At 77.4% G+C, this 16672-nt stretch carries 10 protein-coding genes and 1 pseudogene; 8 read left to right on the forward strand and 3 right to left on the reverse strand.

Features of this window, described 5'->3' with window-relative positions:
• Positions 1 to 330: 330 nt before the first annotated feature.
• Positions 331 to 1473, forward strand: coding sequence for a S1 family peptidase (locus IE219_RS28985; RefSeq protein WP_189982856.1), 1143 nt, complete (start codon positions 331 to 333; stop codon positions 1471 to 1473).
• A 108-nt stretch (positions 1474 to 1581) separates the two neighbouring features.
• On the opposite strand, the gene IE219_RS28990 is transcribed toward IE219_RS28985, so the two are convergent.
• Positions 1582 to 2475: an NAD(P)-dependent oxidoreductase gene (locus IE219_RS28990; protein ID WP_189982858.1), complete on the reverse strand. Its 894-nt coding sequence runs from the start codon at positions 2473 to 2475 to the stop codon at positions 1582 to 1584.
• A gap of 96 nt (positions 2476 to 2571) precedes the next feature.
• On the opposite strand from IE219_RS28990, the gene IE219_RS28995 reads away from it, so the two are divergent.
• The 3 genes from IE219_RS28995 to IE219_RS29005 all read left to right on the forward strand — a co-directional run bounded on the left by IE219_RS28995 (position 2572) and on the right by IE219_RS29005 (position 4317).
• Positions 2572 to 2934 (forward strand): winged helix-turn-helix transcriptional regulator, encoded by a 363-nt coding sequence (locus tag IE219_RS28995; protein WP_189982860.1) that lies wholly within the window; start codon positions 2572 to 2574, stop codon positions 2932 to 2934.
• A 205-nt stretch (positions 2935 to 3139) separates the two neighbouring features.
• Entirely contained in the window at positions 3140 to 3805 is a 666-nt protein-coding gene (locus IE219_RS29000) for an MSMEG_1061 family FMN-dependent PPOX-type flavoprotein (RefSeq protein WP_189982862.1), read from the forward strand.
• 101 nt (positions 3806 to 3906) lie between these two features.
• Positions 3907 to 4317: a VOC family protein gene (locus IE219_RS29005; RefSeq protein ID WP_189982864.1), complete on the forward strand. Its 411-nt coding sequence runs from the start codon at positions 3907 to 3909 to the stop codon at positions 4315 to 4317.
• 11 nt (positions 4318 to 4328) lie between these two features.
• On the opposite strand, the gene IE219_RS29010 is transcribed toward IE219_RS29005, so the two are convergent.
• The gene (locus IE219_RS29010; protein WP_189982866.1) at positions 4329 to 5189 is read right to left on the reverse strand and encodes a DUF4232 domain-containing protein; all 861 of its coding nucleotides are present in this window, start codon (positions 5187 to 5189) and stop codon (positions 4329 to 4331) included.
• Between the two features lie 258 nt (positions 5190 to 5447).
• Between IE219_RS29010 and IE219_RS29015 the strand changes: the two genes are divergently transcribed.
• Positions 5448 to 7049: an amidase family protein gene (locus IE219_RS29015; RefSeq protein ID WP_189982868.1), complete on the forward strand. Its 1602-nt coding sequence runs from the start codon at positions 5448 to 5450 to the stop codon at positions 7047 to 7049.
• 162 nt (positions 7050 to 7211) lie between these two features.
• Here IE219_RS29015 and IE219_RS32500 read toward each other — a convergent pair whose 3' ends face one another.
• Entirely contained in the window at positions 7212 to 8699 is a 1488-nt protein-coding gene (locus IE219_RS32500; RefSeq protein WP_308434052.1) for a DUF1775 domain-containing protein, read from the reverse strand.
• Between the two features lie 250 nt (positions 8700 to 8949).
• Here IE219_RS32500 and IE219_RS29025 point away from each other — a divergent pair, with 250 nt between their 5' ends.
• The 3 genes and pseudogenes from IE219_RS29025 to IE219_RS32605 all read left to right on the forward strand — a co-directional run.
• Complete coding sequence (locus IE219_RS29025; protein WP_229850146.1) at positions 8950 to 10371, forward strand: acyltransferase domain-containing protein; 1422 nt, start codon at positions 8950 to 8952, stop codon at positions 10369 to 10371.
• Positions 10368 to 16076, forward strand: coding sequence for an SDR family oxidoreductase (locus tag IE219_RS29030; protein WP_189982870.1), 5709 nt, complete (start codon positions 10368 to 10370; stop codon positions 16074 to 16076). Before IE219_RS29025 ends, IE219_RS29030 begins: the two co-directional genes overlap by 4 nt.
• Positions 16054 to 16578 (forward strand): annotated as a pseudogene (locus tag IE219_RS32605) (4'-phosphopantetheinyl transferase family protein); the annotation flags it as partial. The gene IE219_RS29030 and the pseudogene IE219_RS32605, both read left to right, overlap by 23 nt.
• Between the last annotated feature and the right edge of the window lie 94 nt (positions 16579 to 16672).

Genomic DNA, 16672 nt, shown 5'->3' on the forward strand with positions numbered 1-16672 from the left:
TTCTCGTTCGTCACGTTCTCGTTCTCCTCCGCCCCGTTCCCCCGCCCGGACCGGGCGGGCCGGGGCTCCTCGCGGCGGACGGCCACGTTACCGGGGCTCACGGGCCGGGGCACGTCCGGCGATTCCTCGCGAAACACCTCCCCTCCCCGGCGGGATAGCCCGGCGTCGGGGACGTACGTCACGGAACCGGCCCGTCTCGGCGGTATCCATCGTTGTCGCGTTTCTGGTGTGGACCTGCCAAGCCGAGGGCGCTAGCGTACGGCCCACAGGTTGCTGAGAGCGCTCTCAGAGCGCTCTCAGGCGTTTGGCTCCCCCACACCAGGAGGCTCCGTGAAACGCACCACCCCCCTGGGCTTCGCCCTCGCGGCCCTGTTGCTCACGCTCGGCGCCGGGACCGGTGCCGCCCAGGCCGCCCCGCCGCCCGAACCGGCCGCCGCGCCCGCCGCCTCGGCCGGGCTGATCGACGCGCTCCGTGACGACCTCGGGCTGAGCCCGGCGCGGGCCGAGGAGCGGCTGCGCGCCGAGAAGGCCGCCGCGCGGGTCGAGGAGGAGGCCCGGCGGACGGCCGGCGGCGCGTACGCGGGCGCCTGGTTCGACCCCGCCTCGGAGCGGCTCGTCGTCGCCCTCACCGACCGCGCCGAGGAGGCCGGGGTGCGGGCGCTCGGGGCCGACACCCGGCTGGTCCGGCACAGCGCCGCCGCCCTCGACCGGGCCAAGGCCCGCCTCGACGGGCGCGCCGCGCCCCGGGGCGTCGCCGGCTGGCACGTCGACCCGAGGACGAACAGCGTCGTCGTCACGGTCGTACGGGCCGAGCGGGACGCCCCCGCCGTGCGCGCCTTCGTCGAGGAGGCGCGGGCGCACGGGCCCGTCACCGTCGCCGAGACGGCCGCCGCTCCCCGTACCTACGCGGCGGGGACCGTCGGCGGCGACCCGTACTACACCGGCAACGTGCGCTGCTCGATCGGCTTCTCGGTGCACGGCGGGTTCGTCACGGCCGGTCACTGCGGGCGGGCCGGGGCGGCGGTGCGCGGCTGGGACGGCTCCGCCATGGGCACCTTCCAGGGCTCCTCGTTCCCCGGCGACGACTACGCGTACGTGAGCGTCCACAGCGGCTGGTGGACCGTGCCCGTCGTCCTCGGCTGGGGCGTCATCCCGGACCGGCTGGTGCGCGGCTCCGCCGAGGCGCCCGTGGGCGCGTCGATCTGCCGCTCGGGCTCCACCACGAAGTGGCACTGCGGCACCGTCCTCGCCAAGAACGAGACGGTCAACTACAGCCAGGGCGCCGTGCACCAGATGACGAAGACCAGCGTCTGCGCGGAGGGCGGCGACTCCGGCGGCGCGTTCATCAGCGGCGACCAGGCCCAGGGCGTCACTTCCGGCGGCTGGGGCAACTGCTCCTCCGGCGGCGAGACCTGGTTCCAGCCCGTCAACGAGATCCTCGGCCGCTACGGGCTGACGCTGCACACCGCCTGACCGGGGCCCGGCCTCCCGGGCGGCGTGCGGGACTCCCCGAGGGGTACGGGGTTCCCCGCGTCGCCCGGAGTTCCCCGCGTCGCCCGGGGGGGCGGCGGGGTCTGCCGGTCAGCGTGCCAGCAGGTCGACCACCCCCGTGAGGTCCTCCGCGCCGTCGCCCTCGGCCAGTCGGCGGCGCATCAGCGCGAAGTAGGGGCTGAGCAGTTCGGCGCTGACGCCCTGCCCCTCGGCCGTCGCCAGGAAGGTCGGCGTGCCGGCCACCTGCATGGCGAGGTGGGAGACGACGCCCTCGGTGTAGTCGCCGCTCCGCAGCTGGTCGGCGGTCCGGTGGACCGACGGGGCCATCGCGACGAGCCAGTCGGCGAGGAGCGGGGCGAACGACACGGGGTCGATGTCCTCCCGGCGGATCAGGGCGAAGGCGTGCGCGGCACCGGCGAACATCCCGTACATGGCGCTGAGCAGGGCCACGTCGTGCAGGGCCGCGAAGCCGGCGTCCTCGCCGACGTAGGTGGTGCCGACCGGGACGGCCAGCGCCTCCCGGTGCCGCTCGAACAGCTCCCGGTCGCCGCTGTAGAAGACGTAGCCGCCGGCCTCCGGGACGCCGACCATCGGGGGGACGGCCATGATGCCGCCGTCGAGGTAGCGGGCGCCGCGCGCACGGGCCCAGGCGGCGCGGGTCCGGGCCTGCTCGGGGGTGCCGGTGGTCAGGTTGACCAGGTCACGGCCCGTCAGATCGACACCGGCCAGGGTCTCCTCGACCGAGGCGTCGTCCAGCAGGCAGACGACGACCAGACGGTTCGCGGCGACCGCCTCGGCGGCGGTGGCGGCGGTCCTCGCCCCCTCGGCGGCGAGCGCCCCGGCGCGGGCCGGGGTGCGGTTCCAGACGGTCAGCGGGTGCCCGGCGGCGAGCCAGGCGCGGGCCAGCGCGGTGCCCATGGCGCCCAGGCCGAGCAGGGTCACGGGGGTCTTCTCGGTGGTCTTCTCAGGGGTGTTCCGTGTCATGTGCACCAGGCTGCTCGCCGGGTTCGGAGTGATCAAGTACGCACTTGGGAGTGGGTGGTTACCCTGAGGTGAGCGAGCAGGTCAGGAGGGTGGGACATGGCGACCGTGAACCGACCGGGCGGCCCGGACGGCCACGTCTGCGGGATCGACACCGCGATGGAGGTCATCGGCGGGAAGTGGAAGGTGCTGATCCTCTGGGCGCTCCACGAGCATCCCCGGCGCCGCTTCGGCGAGCTGCGGCGGCTGCTTCCGGGGGTCACCGAGAAGGTGCTCGCCTCCCACCTGCGGGAGCTGGAGGCGGACGGCGTCGTGCGCCGCTTCTCCTACGACGAGGTGCCGCCCCGCGTCGAGTACGCGCTGACCGAGGACGGCCGGCGGCTCAACGAGGCGCTCGGGCCGCTGGCGGCCTGGGGGCGCACCCGGGCGCGCGTCGCGGAGCCGGTGGGGGCGGAGGGCTGAGCGGCGCCCCGGCGGCGGGCGGGCCGCGGGCCTCCGACCGGGCCCGGACTGAAGCGTGTCGCAGCCCCGCTCCCGCGCCGCCCCGGCCGCGTCCCGGCCCTCAGCGCCCTCCGGGCGTACGGCGGGAGCTTCCGGGCAGGCCCTGGGGTCAGCGGCCCTCCGGGCGTACGGCGGGACTTTCCGAGCAGGGCCTAGGGTTGTCGGCATGACGACCGAAACCGGCACGGCGGGAGCGCTGTTCGCGTCCCTCCGGGCGAACGCCCTCACCGGACCCGACCAGTTGCGCGCGCTCTACCCGCCGCCGAACCCCCACTCGCTCCGCAAGGAGACCGGGCACCTGACCGAGGAGGCGCGGGCGCTGATCGGCTGCTCCTCGCTGGTGTTCATCGGCAGCGCCGACGCCGGGGGGCGGGCCGACGTGACGCCGCGCGGCGGCCCGGCCGGCTTCGTCTCGGTGCTGGACGAGCGGACCCTGGCCGTCCCCGACGCGACCGGCAACAAGCGGCTCGACACTCTGCACAACGTCCTGGAGACCGGCCACGCCGGCCTGCTGTTCCTCGTCCCCGGCCGGCCGACCACGCTGCGCGTCAACGGCCGCGCCTGCGTCTCGGCCGACCCCGACCTGCTCGCCGGGCTCACCGCCGTCGGCCGGCCGCCGGTGACGGCGCTGGTCGTGGAGGTCGAGCAGGTCTACCCGCACTGCCCGAAGTCGCTGATGCGGTCCGACGCCTGGCGGCCGGAGCGGTGGCTGCCCGCCGACGCCCAGCCGACCAGCGCCGAGGTGACGCTCGCACAGCTGGACCTGCCGGGCCTGACCCTCGCCCAGGTCGAGGAGGCCGAGCGGGAGTCGCTGCGCCTGCGCTACGAGTGAGCGGGCCGGTCCGGGGCCGGGCAAGACAGCGGACGGGCCGGGGGCGGGGCGAGCGGGTTAGGCTCGCGCCGTCCCGCACGCCGCTCTCCAGGAGGTACCCCGTGCCGCTCGACGCCTCGGCCCCCGTTCGCGTGGCCCGGCCCTCCCTCGACCTCCGCGCGGCGGAGCGGTTCTGGGCCCTCGGGCTCGGCCTCGACGTCCTGTACCGGCACGAGGCGGACGCGGCCCTGGGGCACAGCGCGCTCCTCATGGTCGGCCTGCCGGGCGCGAGCTGGCACCTGGAGCTCGTGCACGACCCCGCCGCGCCGGTGGAGCCCCGGCCGACCCCCGAGGACCTCCTGGTCGTCTACCTCGGCGAGCCGGTGCCCGACGCCCTGGTGGCGCGGCTGGAGGAGCACGGCGGGAAGCGGGTGCCCGCGCACAACCCGTACTGGGACACCTGGGGCGTGACCCTGCGGGACCCGGACGGCTACCTGCTGGTGCTGTCCACCCGTACCTGGTCCAACGGCTGACGGACCGGAAGTCAGGAGGCGGGTGCCCGGCCCTCGGCGGGCTTCCAGGGGCCGACGCCGAGGCGGCCGGTGGTGCCGAGGTCGAGCTCCGGGACGACCATGACGGGGGCGGCGCCGGACCGCCAGCGGACGCGGGCGTAGGGGGCGTTGACGGGTTCGCCCGCCTCGGTGGTGTTGCGCCAGACGAGGCCCGCGCGGGCGCGGGCGCCGGGGCGGAGGGTGAAGGGCCGCGCCGGGCCCTCCGCGCCGGTGCCGCTCGCGATGGCCTCGCCGCCCTTGAGGATCCGGACGGCGGGCAGGGCCCGGTGCTCCTCGTCGAGGGGCTGGACCTCGGGGTAGCCGTCGAGGGACAGCGGGGCGGTACCGCAGTTCTCCAGGTGGAGGCCGACGACCCGCAGGCCCATGGCCGAGTCGCCCTTGTCCGCGTACACCCGCACGCCGGAGGGCGGGCAGGGCCCGGAGGAGGCGGACGCCTCGGCGGCGGGGACGGTCCGCACGGTCCCGATGGCGACGCGCCCGCCGACGACGGAGTCCGGCGGGACCATGGCCGCGGTGACGGTACGGCTCACGGTGGCGCCGGGCGCGACGGCCGGGACGGTCTCCTTCACGCTGTCCATCACTCCCCCGTCGGCCGCGCGGAACTCGAAGAAGACGGTGGTGACGACGGGGCCGTCGGCCGGTCCGGTGACGGTGTAGGTGGCGCAGGGCCGCGCGCACCCCCCGGTACCGGTGACGCGGATGCCGTCCTTCTCCTCCCCGGCGGCGGAGGGGGTCGGGACGACGGGCTCCCCGGCGGAGGTGAGGGTGCCGCAGCCGGTGAGGAGGAGCAGGCCGGAGGCGAGGACGGGCAGGAGGGCGGGGTGGGGACGCATGGAGGCGAGTCGATCAAGGTCCCGTACCGCCGTCCGTGACGCAGGTCACTTCCCCGGTCACAAGGCCGTCACAGTTCCCCCGGCACCGCGCCCCCGGACCGGAGGCCCGGACCGGACGCCCGGGACACGGGCGGGGAGGACGGGGGGGGACGACGCGAAAGTGCCAGTACAGGACCGGTCGCGCGGTTCCGGATAGCGGACGCGGCACGGCGCAGAAGTCCCTTGTGCCCGGCGGGCCTCTCCAGTGGGCTGGGGCCCATGAAGAAGAGAAGCATCGCGGCCCTGTCCGCGGCCCTGGTGGCGGCGCCCCTGCTGGCGGCGGGAGCGCCCGGACAGCCCGCGGCGGCGGCCGAGGCGGGGGCCGGCCACCCCTCGGCCCCCGCCGCCCCGGGGTTCGTGCGCGGGGTCGATCTGGACACGGTGACCATCCCCGAGCTGCAGGCGCGCATGAAGCGCGGCTCCCTGACCTCGTCGGAACTGACCCTGGCCTACCTCCAGCGGATCAGGACCGTCGACCCGAAGATCAACGCCGTGCTGCGGACCAGCCCGACGGCGCTGGCCCAAGCGGTCGCCAGCGACATCCGCCACCGGCTCGGGAAGTCCCTCGGCCCGCTCGACGGCATCCCCGTCCTCCTGAAGGACAACGTCGACACCCGCGACATGCCGACGACGGCCGGCTCACTGGCACTGGCCGGAAAAGCACCCTCGAAGGACGCCGAACTCGTCCGGCGGCTGCGCGCGGCGGGCGCGGTGGTGCTCGGCAAGGCGAACATGTCCGAGTGGGCCAACTTCCGCGCGGTCAAGCCCACCTCGGGCTGGTCGGCGGTGGGCGGGCAGACCCTCAACCCGTACGTCCTGGACCGCAACCCGTGCGGCTCGTCGTCCGGTTCGGCCGCCGCGCTCGCCGCCTCGCTGGCGCAGGTGACCATCGGCACCGAGACCGACGGCTCCATCGTCTGTCCGGCCGGGATGAACGGGGTCGTGGGCCACAAGCCCAGCCTGGGCCTCGTCAGCCAGTCCGGCGTCGTCCCGATCTCCGCCGAGCAGGACACGGCGGGCCCGATGGCGCGCAACGTCGTGGACACCGCGCTCACCCTGTCGGTGATCGGCGGCTCCGACTCCCGCACCTCCGCCGGCCTCGCGGACGCGGGTCTGCGCCCCGGCAGCCTGCGCGGCAAGCGGATCGGCCTGTGGCGGCTGCCGACCCTGGGTGCCGGGGTGGACGAGCTGATGACCCGGACCGCGGCGCGGCTGCGGGCCGCCGGGGCGCAGGTCGTCGAGGTGACGCCGCCCTACCAGGACCGGCTCGCCGAGCTGGAGTTCCCGGCCCTGCTGAGCGAGTTCCACCGGGACATCGACGCCTACCTGGCCACCCGGAACGGGCCCCGCGACCTGGCCGGGCTGATCGAGTTCAACCGCAGCCACCCGGCCGAGCGGTCCTGCTTCGCCGGCCAGGAGCTGTTCGAGATGGCGCTGGCCGCGCCGCCGACCACCGATCCCGGCTACCTGGCGGTGCGGGCCGAGCTGAAGGACCTGTCCCGCCGGTCCATCGACGAGACCATGGCCGCCCACGACCTGGACGCGATCGCCTCCCCGTCGAACCCGCCCGCCTGGACGACCGACTGCGCGCGGGGCGACAACGACGTGATCCCGTCCTCCACCCCGGCCGCCGTCGCCGGATACCCCTCGCTGTCCGTGCCCGCCGGCTTCGTCGGCGAGCTGCCCGTCGGCCTGCTGCTGATGGCGGGCGACCGCCAGGACGCGGCGCTGCTGTCTCTGGGCGGGGCGGTGGAGCGGAAGCTCGACGCGTGGCGCGCGCCGCGCTACCTGCCGACGGTGCCGCCCGCCACCACCGGCTGACCCTCCGGCCGCCGGGGCGCGGTGCCCGGGTCCGATCCAGGACCCGGGCACCGCGCCTTGGCCGTCCGGCCGTCGGCACAGGCGGCGGCCGTCTCCGGCAGGTGCCGGTGGCGCACCGGTCGCCGGGCCGGTGGTCCACGCGTCCCGGCTCCGCGGGCGCGGTCAGGCGTCCGCGCCGCCCCGGCGCCTGGTCCACAGCCAGGCCCCGGCAAGCACCAGGACCAGCAGGACGACGCCGACGACGACGGCGACCGTGCCGGGCCCGGAGTCCGTCTCCGCCGCCTTCTCGTCCGCCGCCGCCTTCCCGTCGGCCTCGGCCGTGGCGGTGGCCGTGGCCGACGGGGCGGGGGCCCGGGTGGTCGGCGGGGTGGTGGCGGGTGCGAGGGAGGCGGCGCCCGGCGCGGCGGCGGCGAGCTTCAGGACCGGCGCGGCGTTGCCGTGGCCGCCGCCGTCGGACTTCTCCAGCTCGATCCAGCGGTCGACGCGGCCGTCGCCGTAGGTCTGGAGCGTCTTGAAGGCCAGCGACTTCGCGTCGGGGAGCTGACGGACGACGACCTTGTACGCGGCGTCCTCGCCGACCGCGACGGCCGGGCCGGAGACGGTGTAGCCCCGGTCGGTGGGGGTGAGCTTCCAGCCCGCCGGGCCGCTCTTGTAGGCGATGTCGGCGGGCTTCAGGCCCTCGGGGAGGACGACCTCCAGGGCGGTGATGCCGGCCGAGGAGGACTCGGTCTCGGCGCTGAAGGAGAGTTCGACGTTCTGGTCGAGCGCGCGGGCGTTCGCCGCCTCGACCTCGACGTGGGCGAGGGCGGAGGTGGTCATCGCGAGCGAGGCGGCGGCCGTCGCGGCGGCGACGCACGCGGCCCGGACGGAAAGACGGGCTCGGGAACGGGAACGGGCGGTGCGGGACACGGTGGACTCCGTGGGGGTGGGAAGGGCGGGCGTGCCGGTGCACGCCTCCGGTCGGACGGTGGTGTTCCGTCCGGCCGGCGGTCCCCGGCGCACCAGCACGTGGGCCAGTGCCACCGCGCGGGGTCCGGGCCGCCGCTCCGCCCCCGGCCGGTTCCGGCGCGCCGCCGGCGGGGGCGCGGGGGTGTGCCCGGGGGTGAGGAGCCGTACAAGGAGGTGGCCGAGGGCGTCGGCGAAGCGGCGGCCCGCCGCCGTGGCCGCGCCGCGCACGGCGGTGTCGGCACGCTGCATCAGCCAGGCCGCCAGCAGCGCCGCCGCACCGTGCGCCGCGCTCAGCGCCACGCCGTGGTCCCCGGCCCGGCCGAGCACGTCACCGCCGTGCGCCGCGAGGGCGCCGGGGGGCGGGAGCGCGGTGTGCGCCGCGTGTCCTGCGGGGGCCTGAGGGCCGTCGGCGCGGCCGAACCAGAAGTGCAGCAGGAGCTGCGCGGCGACGGTCGCGGCGGCCGTGCCCGGCAGCGAGACGGGTCCGCGCGGGCGGGCCGGTGCGGCGAGGAGGAGAACGGCGGCGCCGGGCAGCGCCGCGCCCCAGGGCACGGAACGGCCGGAGGCCAGGTGGTGGCCGGTGACCGCGAGTCCGGTGCTCACACCGCTGAACAGCACCGCGCGGACGACGCGGCCCGGCGCGTCGCCCTCCGGCGCCCCGCCGGGGTGACGCGCGAAGCGGTGAGGACGCGTCCACGGCATGACCGGCCCATCATGAACCACGGGCCCCCGCGCCGTACACCACGCCCCGGCCGTTCCCGGCCGGCGCCGGTCACCGGGGCCGAGGGGCGCGGCACGGAGAAGTCCGGTCCGCTCGATTCAAACTGACGCGCCATCCGTCCCCGGTGTGGGTGATGACTTCGAATATCGGACGACGAGATTATTTACGGATGAAGGGAGCGCTCCCTTCCCGGTTCCTGGCTGTTCCCCCGTGTTTCATGGAGGAGTCGACGTGACCGCCTGCGTTGTCATGTTCCCCGGGCAGGGGGCCTATTTCCCCGGTGCCCTCGCCCCGCTGGCCGACGACGAACCACTGGTCCACGAGACGCTGCGGACGCTGGACGCCGCAGCGGTCCGCCTGGGCCGGACCGCCCCCTCGCGCCTCCTGCTCGACGACCGGGCCCCGGCCCTAGCCGAGCTGGTGGAGACCGCCCCGGCCGACCTGCACGCGGCGCTGTTCGCCGCCGGGACCGCCCTGTTCCGCGTCCTGACCGAACGGCACGGGCTGCGGCCCGCCGTCCTGCTCGGGCACAGCTTCGGCGAGCTGGTGGCCCTCACCGCCGCCGGGGTGTACGACCCCGCCGACGGCATGGCCCTGGTCGCCGCCCGCGACGAGGCGTTCGCCGCGTGCCCGCCGGAGCCCGGCGGCATGGTGGCGCTGTCCCTGTCGGCGGCCCGGACCGAGGGGCTGCTCCTCGCCCTGGGCGCCTGGGAGGTCGTCCTCGCCGCGGACAACGGCCCGCGCCAGTGCGTGGTCTCCGGTCCCGCCGGTCCCCTGGAGCGGGTCCGGGCGGCGGCCGAGGCGCTGGGCGTCGGCGCCACCCCGCTCCGCGTCCCCCACGCCTTCCACCACCGGAGCCTGGCCGCCGTCGCCGACGACTTCGCCCGCCGCGCCGCCGCACTGCGCGCCCGGCCCGCCCGGCACCCGCTGCACTCGGCGATCCTGGGGCGGCGCCTGGACGACGGGGACGCGGTGGCCGAACTGGTCGCCGCCCACCTGGTGCGTCCCACCCGGTTCGCGGACGCGGTACGCGCCCTGCACGCGGACGGCGCGGACCTGTTCGTGGAGTGCGGCCCGCGCGGCACGCTGAGCGACCTGGTGGCGGCGACGGTGCCCGGCGTCCGCACCGTCGCCCCGCTGCGCCGCCGCGCGGACGGACGGGAGGTGGCGGACGCGCTGGCGGACGCGGCGGAAAGGGCGGGGGCCGGGACGCTTGCCGGTGGCCCCGCGGCCCTTCCCGCACCGTCGGCGCCCGAGCCCGAACCCGAGCCATGGAACGCGTACGAGCCCCGGAACACGTACGGGCGCGGCCCGTCACCCGCCCCCAGGGACACGTACCAGAGCGACCCGCCGGGGCCCGGCGGGGATCCCCTCACCGACCGGCGGACCGTCGTGGAGACGCTGCGGGCCCTGTACGCCGACGCCCTCGGGTATCCCCCCGAGGTCCTGACCGGTGACGCCGACCTGGAGGCCGACCTCGGGGTGGACTCCATCAAGCAGACGGAGCTGTTCGCCCGCGCCGTCACCCACTACGGGCGGACCCTGCCCGCCGACGGGTCGCGGCTGACCGGCCACACCACCCTCGACGCGCTGGCCGGCCTGCTGGCGGCGCTGCCCGCCGACGGCGCCCGGACGACGGGGGCGGCCTCATGAGCGGGGCACCCCCGGCCGCGCCCGACCTGCGGGGGAAGGTCGCGGTGGTGACCGGCGGCGGCAAGGGCGTGGGCGCGGCGATCAGCCGCGAACTCGCCCGGCACGGCGCCCACGTGATCGTCAACCACTTCCACTCGCCCGAGGCCGCCGAGGCGACCGTCGCCGCGATCCGCGCCGCCGGAGGCACCGCCCGGACGCTGCGGGCCAGCGTCGCCAAGCCCGAGCAGGTCACCGCGATGTTCGCGGAACTCGCCGAGGAGCACGGCGGGGTGGACGTCCTCGTGAACAACGCGGCGCGCGGCGTCTTCGCCCCGTACCACGACCTCACCGACACCGAGTGGCGGCGCGCCCTGGACACCAACCTCCACGGGGCCCGCTGGTGCGCCCTGGCGGCGGCGCCCCTGATGGCCGCCCGAGGCGGCGGGTCGATCGTCAACGTCTCCTCCATCGGCGCGGGCCTGGCCATGGACAACTACCTGCTGGTGGGCGTCTGCAAGGCCGCCCTGGAGGCGATGACCCGCTATCTGGCCGCCGACCTGGGGCCGTCGGGCATCCGCGTCAACACCGCCTCCGCCGGGCTCCTCGACAACGCCACCGCGCGGCTGTTCCCCGGCGCGGACGCCCTGCGGGACACCTACCGGGCGGCCTCGCCGCTGGGCGAGGTGGGCACCGAGGAGGACCTGGCCCGGCTGGTGGCGTTCCTGGCCTCGCCGCGCTCCCGCTGGATCTCCGGGCAGTGCCTGCTCGCGGACGGCGGGCTCTCGGTGGGCCGCGCCATGCTCACCCCCCGCCCGGCGGCCGTACCCGCGCCCGCCCCCGTACCCGTACCGGCGGCCGCGCCGTCGGCTCCGGCCTCCTCCTCCTCCTCCTCCTCCTCCTCCTCCTCCGACGGGGACCGGACCGTGGCCGTGGTCGGCATGGGGCTGGTGGCGCCCGGCGTGGACGACCCCGACATGCTCTGGCGGCGGCTGGTCGAGGGGGCGCCCCTGTTCGGGGAGCCCGGGGACCGCTTCGACCTCGCGCACTTCTGGTCCCCCGGAGCCTCGCCCGAGCACACCTACAGCCGCGTCGCCGGTTACGCCCGGCCGCCGGGGCCGGCCCCGGACGGGGACTTCCTGGCGGACTGGACGCACACCGCCCTCGGCCAGTGCGGCGCCCGGGAGCTGGGCGCCGCCCCGGGGACCCGTACCGCCTGCTTCGTCGGGGCGTGGGCCGAGGGCTCCCAGCACGTCGAGGAGAGCCTGTTCGTCGAGGCCGCCGCCGACGGGCTCGCCGCGCACTGGCCCGGCACCCCCGCCGAGGGGCTGCGCGAACGGCTGCGGGACCATCTGCGCGGGCGCTACCCGCACGCCGGGGACCCGGTGCGGCACCTGCCGGAGGCCGCCGTCCGCCGGGCCGTCGCCCGGCTGCTGCCCCCGGACACGCCGGTGCGGGTCGTCGACACCGCCTGCTCCTCCTCGCTCTACGCCCTCGACCTGGGGGCCCGCGCCCTGCTGGACGGCGAGTGCGACGTGGCCCTGTGCGGCGGGGTGTTCTCCCTGGGGCCCCGCTACAGCGTGCTGTTCTCCCGGCTCGGCGGGCTGAGCCGCACCGGCGCCGTGCGGGCCCTGGACGGCGGCGCCGACGGGGTGCTGTTCTCCGACGGGGCGGGGTTCGTGGCCCTCAAGCGGCTGGACCGGGCCCGCGCCGACGGCGACCGGGTGCTCGGGGTGCTCGCCGGGTTCGGCGCGGCCTCCGACGGCCGGGGCCGCGCCGTGCACGCCACCCACCACACCGGCCAGGAACGGGCCCTGGAGCGGGCCGGGACCGCCGCCAAAATCGCCCCCGGGCAGGTCGACTGGGTGGTCGCGCACGCCACCGGGACCCCCGCCGGGGACGCGGTGGAGCGCGGCGTGCTGGCCCGGCTGCTCCCCGGCGCCTGGTGCACCTCGAACAAGTCGGTGGTGGGGCACACCGGCTGGGCCTCGGGCGTGGTCTCCGTCATCCACGCCCTCCAGGCCCTCGCGCACAGCGTGATCCCGCCGCAGACCCCGTACGCCCCGCCCGCCGACGGCCCGGCGCCCCGGGTGCCGACCGGTCCGGTGCCCTGGCCGCGTCCCGCCGGACGGCCGCGCACGGTCGGCGTGTCGTCCTTCGGCTTCGGCGGCACCAACGCCCACCTGCTGCTGCGGGACGCCCCGCGCCCCGGGGAGGCCGCCCCCGCCTCACTGCCCGAACCCGTCGACGGCGACCCGGTGGTGGCGGTGGCCTGGTCGGCGCACCTGCCCGGCGCGCCCGCCCCGGCGGAGGTGGCCCGCCGCCTGGCCTCGGGGCTGCCGCCCGCCGACCGGCGCTCCTTCGGAGCCGACTACCCGGCGCCGTCCTTCGCCGAGGCCCGGATGCCCGCCCGGACCGCCGCCGCCGTGGACCGCGCCCAGCTGACGGCCCTCCAGGCCGCGGCCGGGCTCGCCGGGCCGAACGGCTCCCCCTACTGGGAGGGGCTGCGGGAGGAGTGCGGGATCTTCGCCGCCCACACGGGCGTCCCGGCCCTCTCCCCCGCCGTCACCCTGCGCTGCTACGCCACCTCGCTGACCGAGACCGCGCGCGGAGCGGCGCCCCCTGGCCTGGACGCCGGGGACCTGGAGCGGGCCGCGGCGGACCTCGTGGCCTCGGTGAGGGCCGGCACGCCACCCGGGGAGGACACGCTGGCCGGGCTGATGCCCAACGTGATCCCGGCCCGGATCGCCGCCCTGCACGACCTGCACGGCCCCACCATGGTCCTGGACACCGGCCCCTCCTCCGGCCGGACCGCGCTGCGGACCGCCGCGTCCCACCTGCGGCGGGGCGGGCTCCGGCTGGCCCTGGTCATCGGCGTCAACGGCGCCTCCGGCCCGCTGTTCGACCGCTTGTACGGGACGGAGGAGCGGGACCGGCTCGCCGAGGGGGCCTTCGCGCTGCTGCTCACCCGGGCGTCCGTCGCGGCCGCCCGGGGCTGGCCGGTCCTGGGCGAACTCGCCCCGCTCCTCGACGCGCTGCCCGCCGAGCCCCGGCCGCACGCGGGCCACAGCTACCGGGGCGCCGACGACCTGGTCACGGTCCTGCGCCGCCTCACCGGCCCGCCCCCGTCCCCGTCCTCCGACTCCCCCGACCCGGAATCCGCATCCGCATCCGCATCCGCCACGATCTCCCCCGCCCCCGCACTGACCCACCGTCACACCCTGGACTGGCGGCCCGCCGGGCCGACCGGCCCCGGGGCGCGCCCGCTGCCGGACCGCACGCTGGTCGTCACGCACGCCCGGCACGCGGCCGGGCTGCGTCCCCTCGTGCCGGCCGGGACCGGAGGGCACCTGCTCGCCCTGGACGGCACGGAGGACCCGGAGCGCGCGGTCGACGCGGTCCTGGCCGGGGCCCCGGACGGCTTCGACCACCTGCGGGTGGTGGCCGACCCGCGGTCCGGTCCCGCCTGGCCGGCTCCGCCCGAAGCCGGGTTCCTGGCCGTGCAGGAGGCCGCGTTCTGGGCCGTACGGCAGTCGCGCGACCGGCTGGCGGCGGGCGGCAGCTGCGCGGTGGCCGTGCTCGCGCCGTTCACCGGCGGCCGGCCGGCCCCGCACGCCCACCTGCTCACCGGCTTCGTCAAGTCCCTCGCCTGGGAGCTGACCGGCTGCGCCGTGCGGGCCGTCGTCACCGACGCCGCCTCGCCCGGCGCCGCGCTGGCCGCCCTGGAGGACGAACTCGCCCGCCCCGCCGACGGCCTGCCCGTCGTCCACCACCGCGACGGCGTGCGGCTCGTCCAGCGGCTCGTCCCGGACGCGCCGCCGGACGACGGCGCCCTCCCGCTCGCGCCGGACGCCGTGGTCGTCGCCACCGGCGGGGCGCGCGGCATCACCGCCGCCTGCGTGCGGGGACTGGCCCGGCTGCTCCCGCTCCGCGTCCACCTGGTGGGCTCCGGCCGCCCCGGCGACGTCCCCGCCGCCCTGCTCGACACCCCGGAGGAGGAGCTGCCCGCCGCCCGCGCCCGGCACATCGCGGCGGAGCGCGTACGGCGTCCGGACCGGCCGGTGCGCGCGATCTCCGCGGACTTCGACCGGCTGCTGCACGCCCGCGAGTCCGCCCTGAACCTCCGGGCCCTGCGCGCCCTGTGCGGCGAGGACCGCGTCCGCTTCCACACCTGCGACGTCACCGACCCGAAGGCCGTCCGGGCCCTGGCCGACGCGGTCCGGGAGCGGGAGGGCCGCGTCGACCTGCTGGTGAACGGCGCGGGACTGCACCATCCCGGCGACATCACCCGCAAGACCCTGTCCGGCATGCGGCGCGTCCGCGACGTGAAGCTGTACGGGTACCACCACCTGCGCGCCGCCTTCACCGGGGCCCTCGCCCCGCGCCTGTGGTGCAACTTCGGCTCCGTCACCGGGGTCGTCGGGCTGCCCGGCGAGAGCGACTACTCCCCGGCCAACGACTTCCTGTCCGGCGCCGCCCACGCCGGGCCCCCGGGCGAGTACACCCTCGCCTGGACGATCTGGGACGAGACCGGCCTCGGCTCCGGCCCGGTCGTCCAGTCCTACACCGCCCGCACCGCCCGGCTCTCCCGGATGTCCACGGCGGAGGGCGTCGCCCACTTCCTGGCCGAACTGCGCCGCGGGCCGGGCCGCGAGGACCGGGTCGTCACCTTCGTCGGCGAGGCCGAGCGCCGCTCCTTCGACCTCCTCTTCCCCGGCCTGTACGCCTCCGGGGCCGGGGCCCGGAGGAACGGGGCCGCGCACGGCCCGGCCGTGCTCCCGGGGCTGCTCGGGCCGCCGGCCGAGCGGCGGGACGACCGCGCGGCCTGGCACCTCGACCTCGCGACCGGCACCCATCCCTTCCTCCTCGACCACCTGGTCGACGGCCGGCCCACCGTGCCCGGCGTCCTGCTCGCCGACGTCGCCGTCCAGGCCGCGCGCACGCTCGCCCCCGGCCTGCCGGTGCGCGGCGTCGACGACCTCGCCTTCAGTGCCTGGGTCCGGGCCCGCGCCGACGGCGGGCCCGCCCGGTTCCGCGTCGAGGCGCGCCGTACGGACACCAGGACCGCCACCGCCGTCACCGTCACGGTCCGGTCCGACACCACCGCCCCCGACGGCCGGGTCCTGGTCCGGGACCGCGAGCACTTCCGGGCCACCGTCCGGCTCGGCGCCGTCCCCCTCGTACCCGATCCCCCGCCGCCGCCCGCCGCGTTCCACCGGCCGGTCGCCGACCCCTACCACGATCCGGCCTCCCCGGTCCTGCTCGACGGCGTCTTCCGCGTCACCGAGGAGTGCCGGAGCGACGGCCTGGGGACCACCGCCCGCTGGCGCCCCGATCCCAGGCGGCTCGCCGGGCTGCCGCGCCTCGGCACGCCCTGCACCCTGCTCGACGCCCTCGCCCGCACCCCGGCGCTGCGGCCGGACCCGGACGGCCGCCACCCCGTGCCCGTCCCGCGCCGGATCGAGCGCCTCGCCCTCTACCTGCCCGGCGACGACCACGACCTCGCCGCCGCCCATCCCGACGGCCTCCTCCTGCGCCACTCGCCCACCACCGCGACCAGCACCGCGACCACCGGGGACGGCCGGGTCGTCGCCCGGATCAGCGGGATGCGCGCCACCGTCCTCGCCCACGTCCCCGCCGCCCCCGCCCCCTCTCCCTCTCCCGCATCCGAATCCGCATCCGCATCCGCATCCGCATCCGCATCCGATGACGCCTCCGGCCGGGCCTGAGCCCCGGCTGCGGCGGCTCGCCTCCGCGCTCGGCCCGGTGGACGTCTGGTGGCGGGCCGGGGCCGGAACGGCCGGGCGGGGGTGCGGCCGGGAGCTGCTGCGGCACGCCGTCGCGGCGCGCTTCGGGCGGGACCCCGGCACGGTCCGCCTCGTCCCCGGCCCCGCGGGCCGTCCCGTACCGGCGGCCGGGCAGGGGCTGCCCCCGCTGCGGCTCGCCGCGGCCCACTGCGGGCCCCTCACGGTCGCCGCCCTGGCCGGGCCCGTACGTCCCCGCGCGGGCACCGGTCTCGGGATCGACGTCGAGCACCTGGCCGCCCCGCCCCATCCCGACCTGGTGCGGCACGCCCTCGGCCCGGCCGAGCGGTCCGCCGTGGCGGCCGCGGCCGCCCGGTCCGAGGCGGCCGGGACGGAGGCGTTCCTGACCGTGTGGACGGCGAAGGAGGCCGTCGCCAAGGTCCTCGGCTGGCCGCTGCCGCGCGCCCTGGTCGACGTCGAGATCGCCCTCGGTCCCCACCCGGCCGTGGTCCGCCTCGGCGCGGACCGCGCCCCGCGCGGCTGGCGGCTCGTACCGCTCCGCCTGCCCGGCCTCCCGCACA

Origin of the sequence: Streptomyces termitum (genome assembly GCF_014650175.1) — a bacterium.
GTDB classification, from domain to species: domain Bacteria; phylum Actinomycetota; class Actinomycetes; order Streptomycetales; family Streptomycetaceae; genus Streptomyces; species Streptomyces termitum.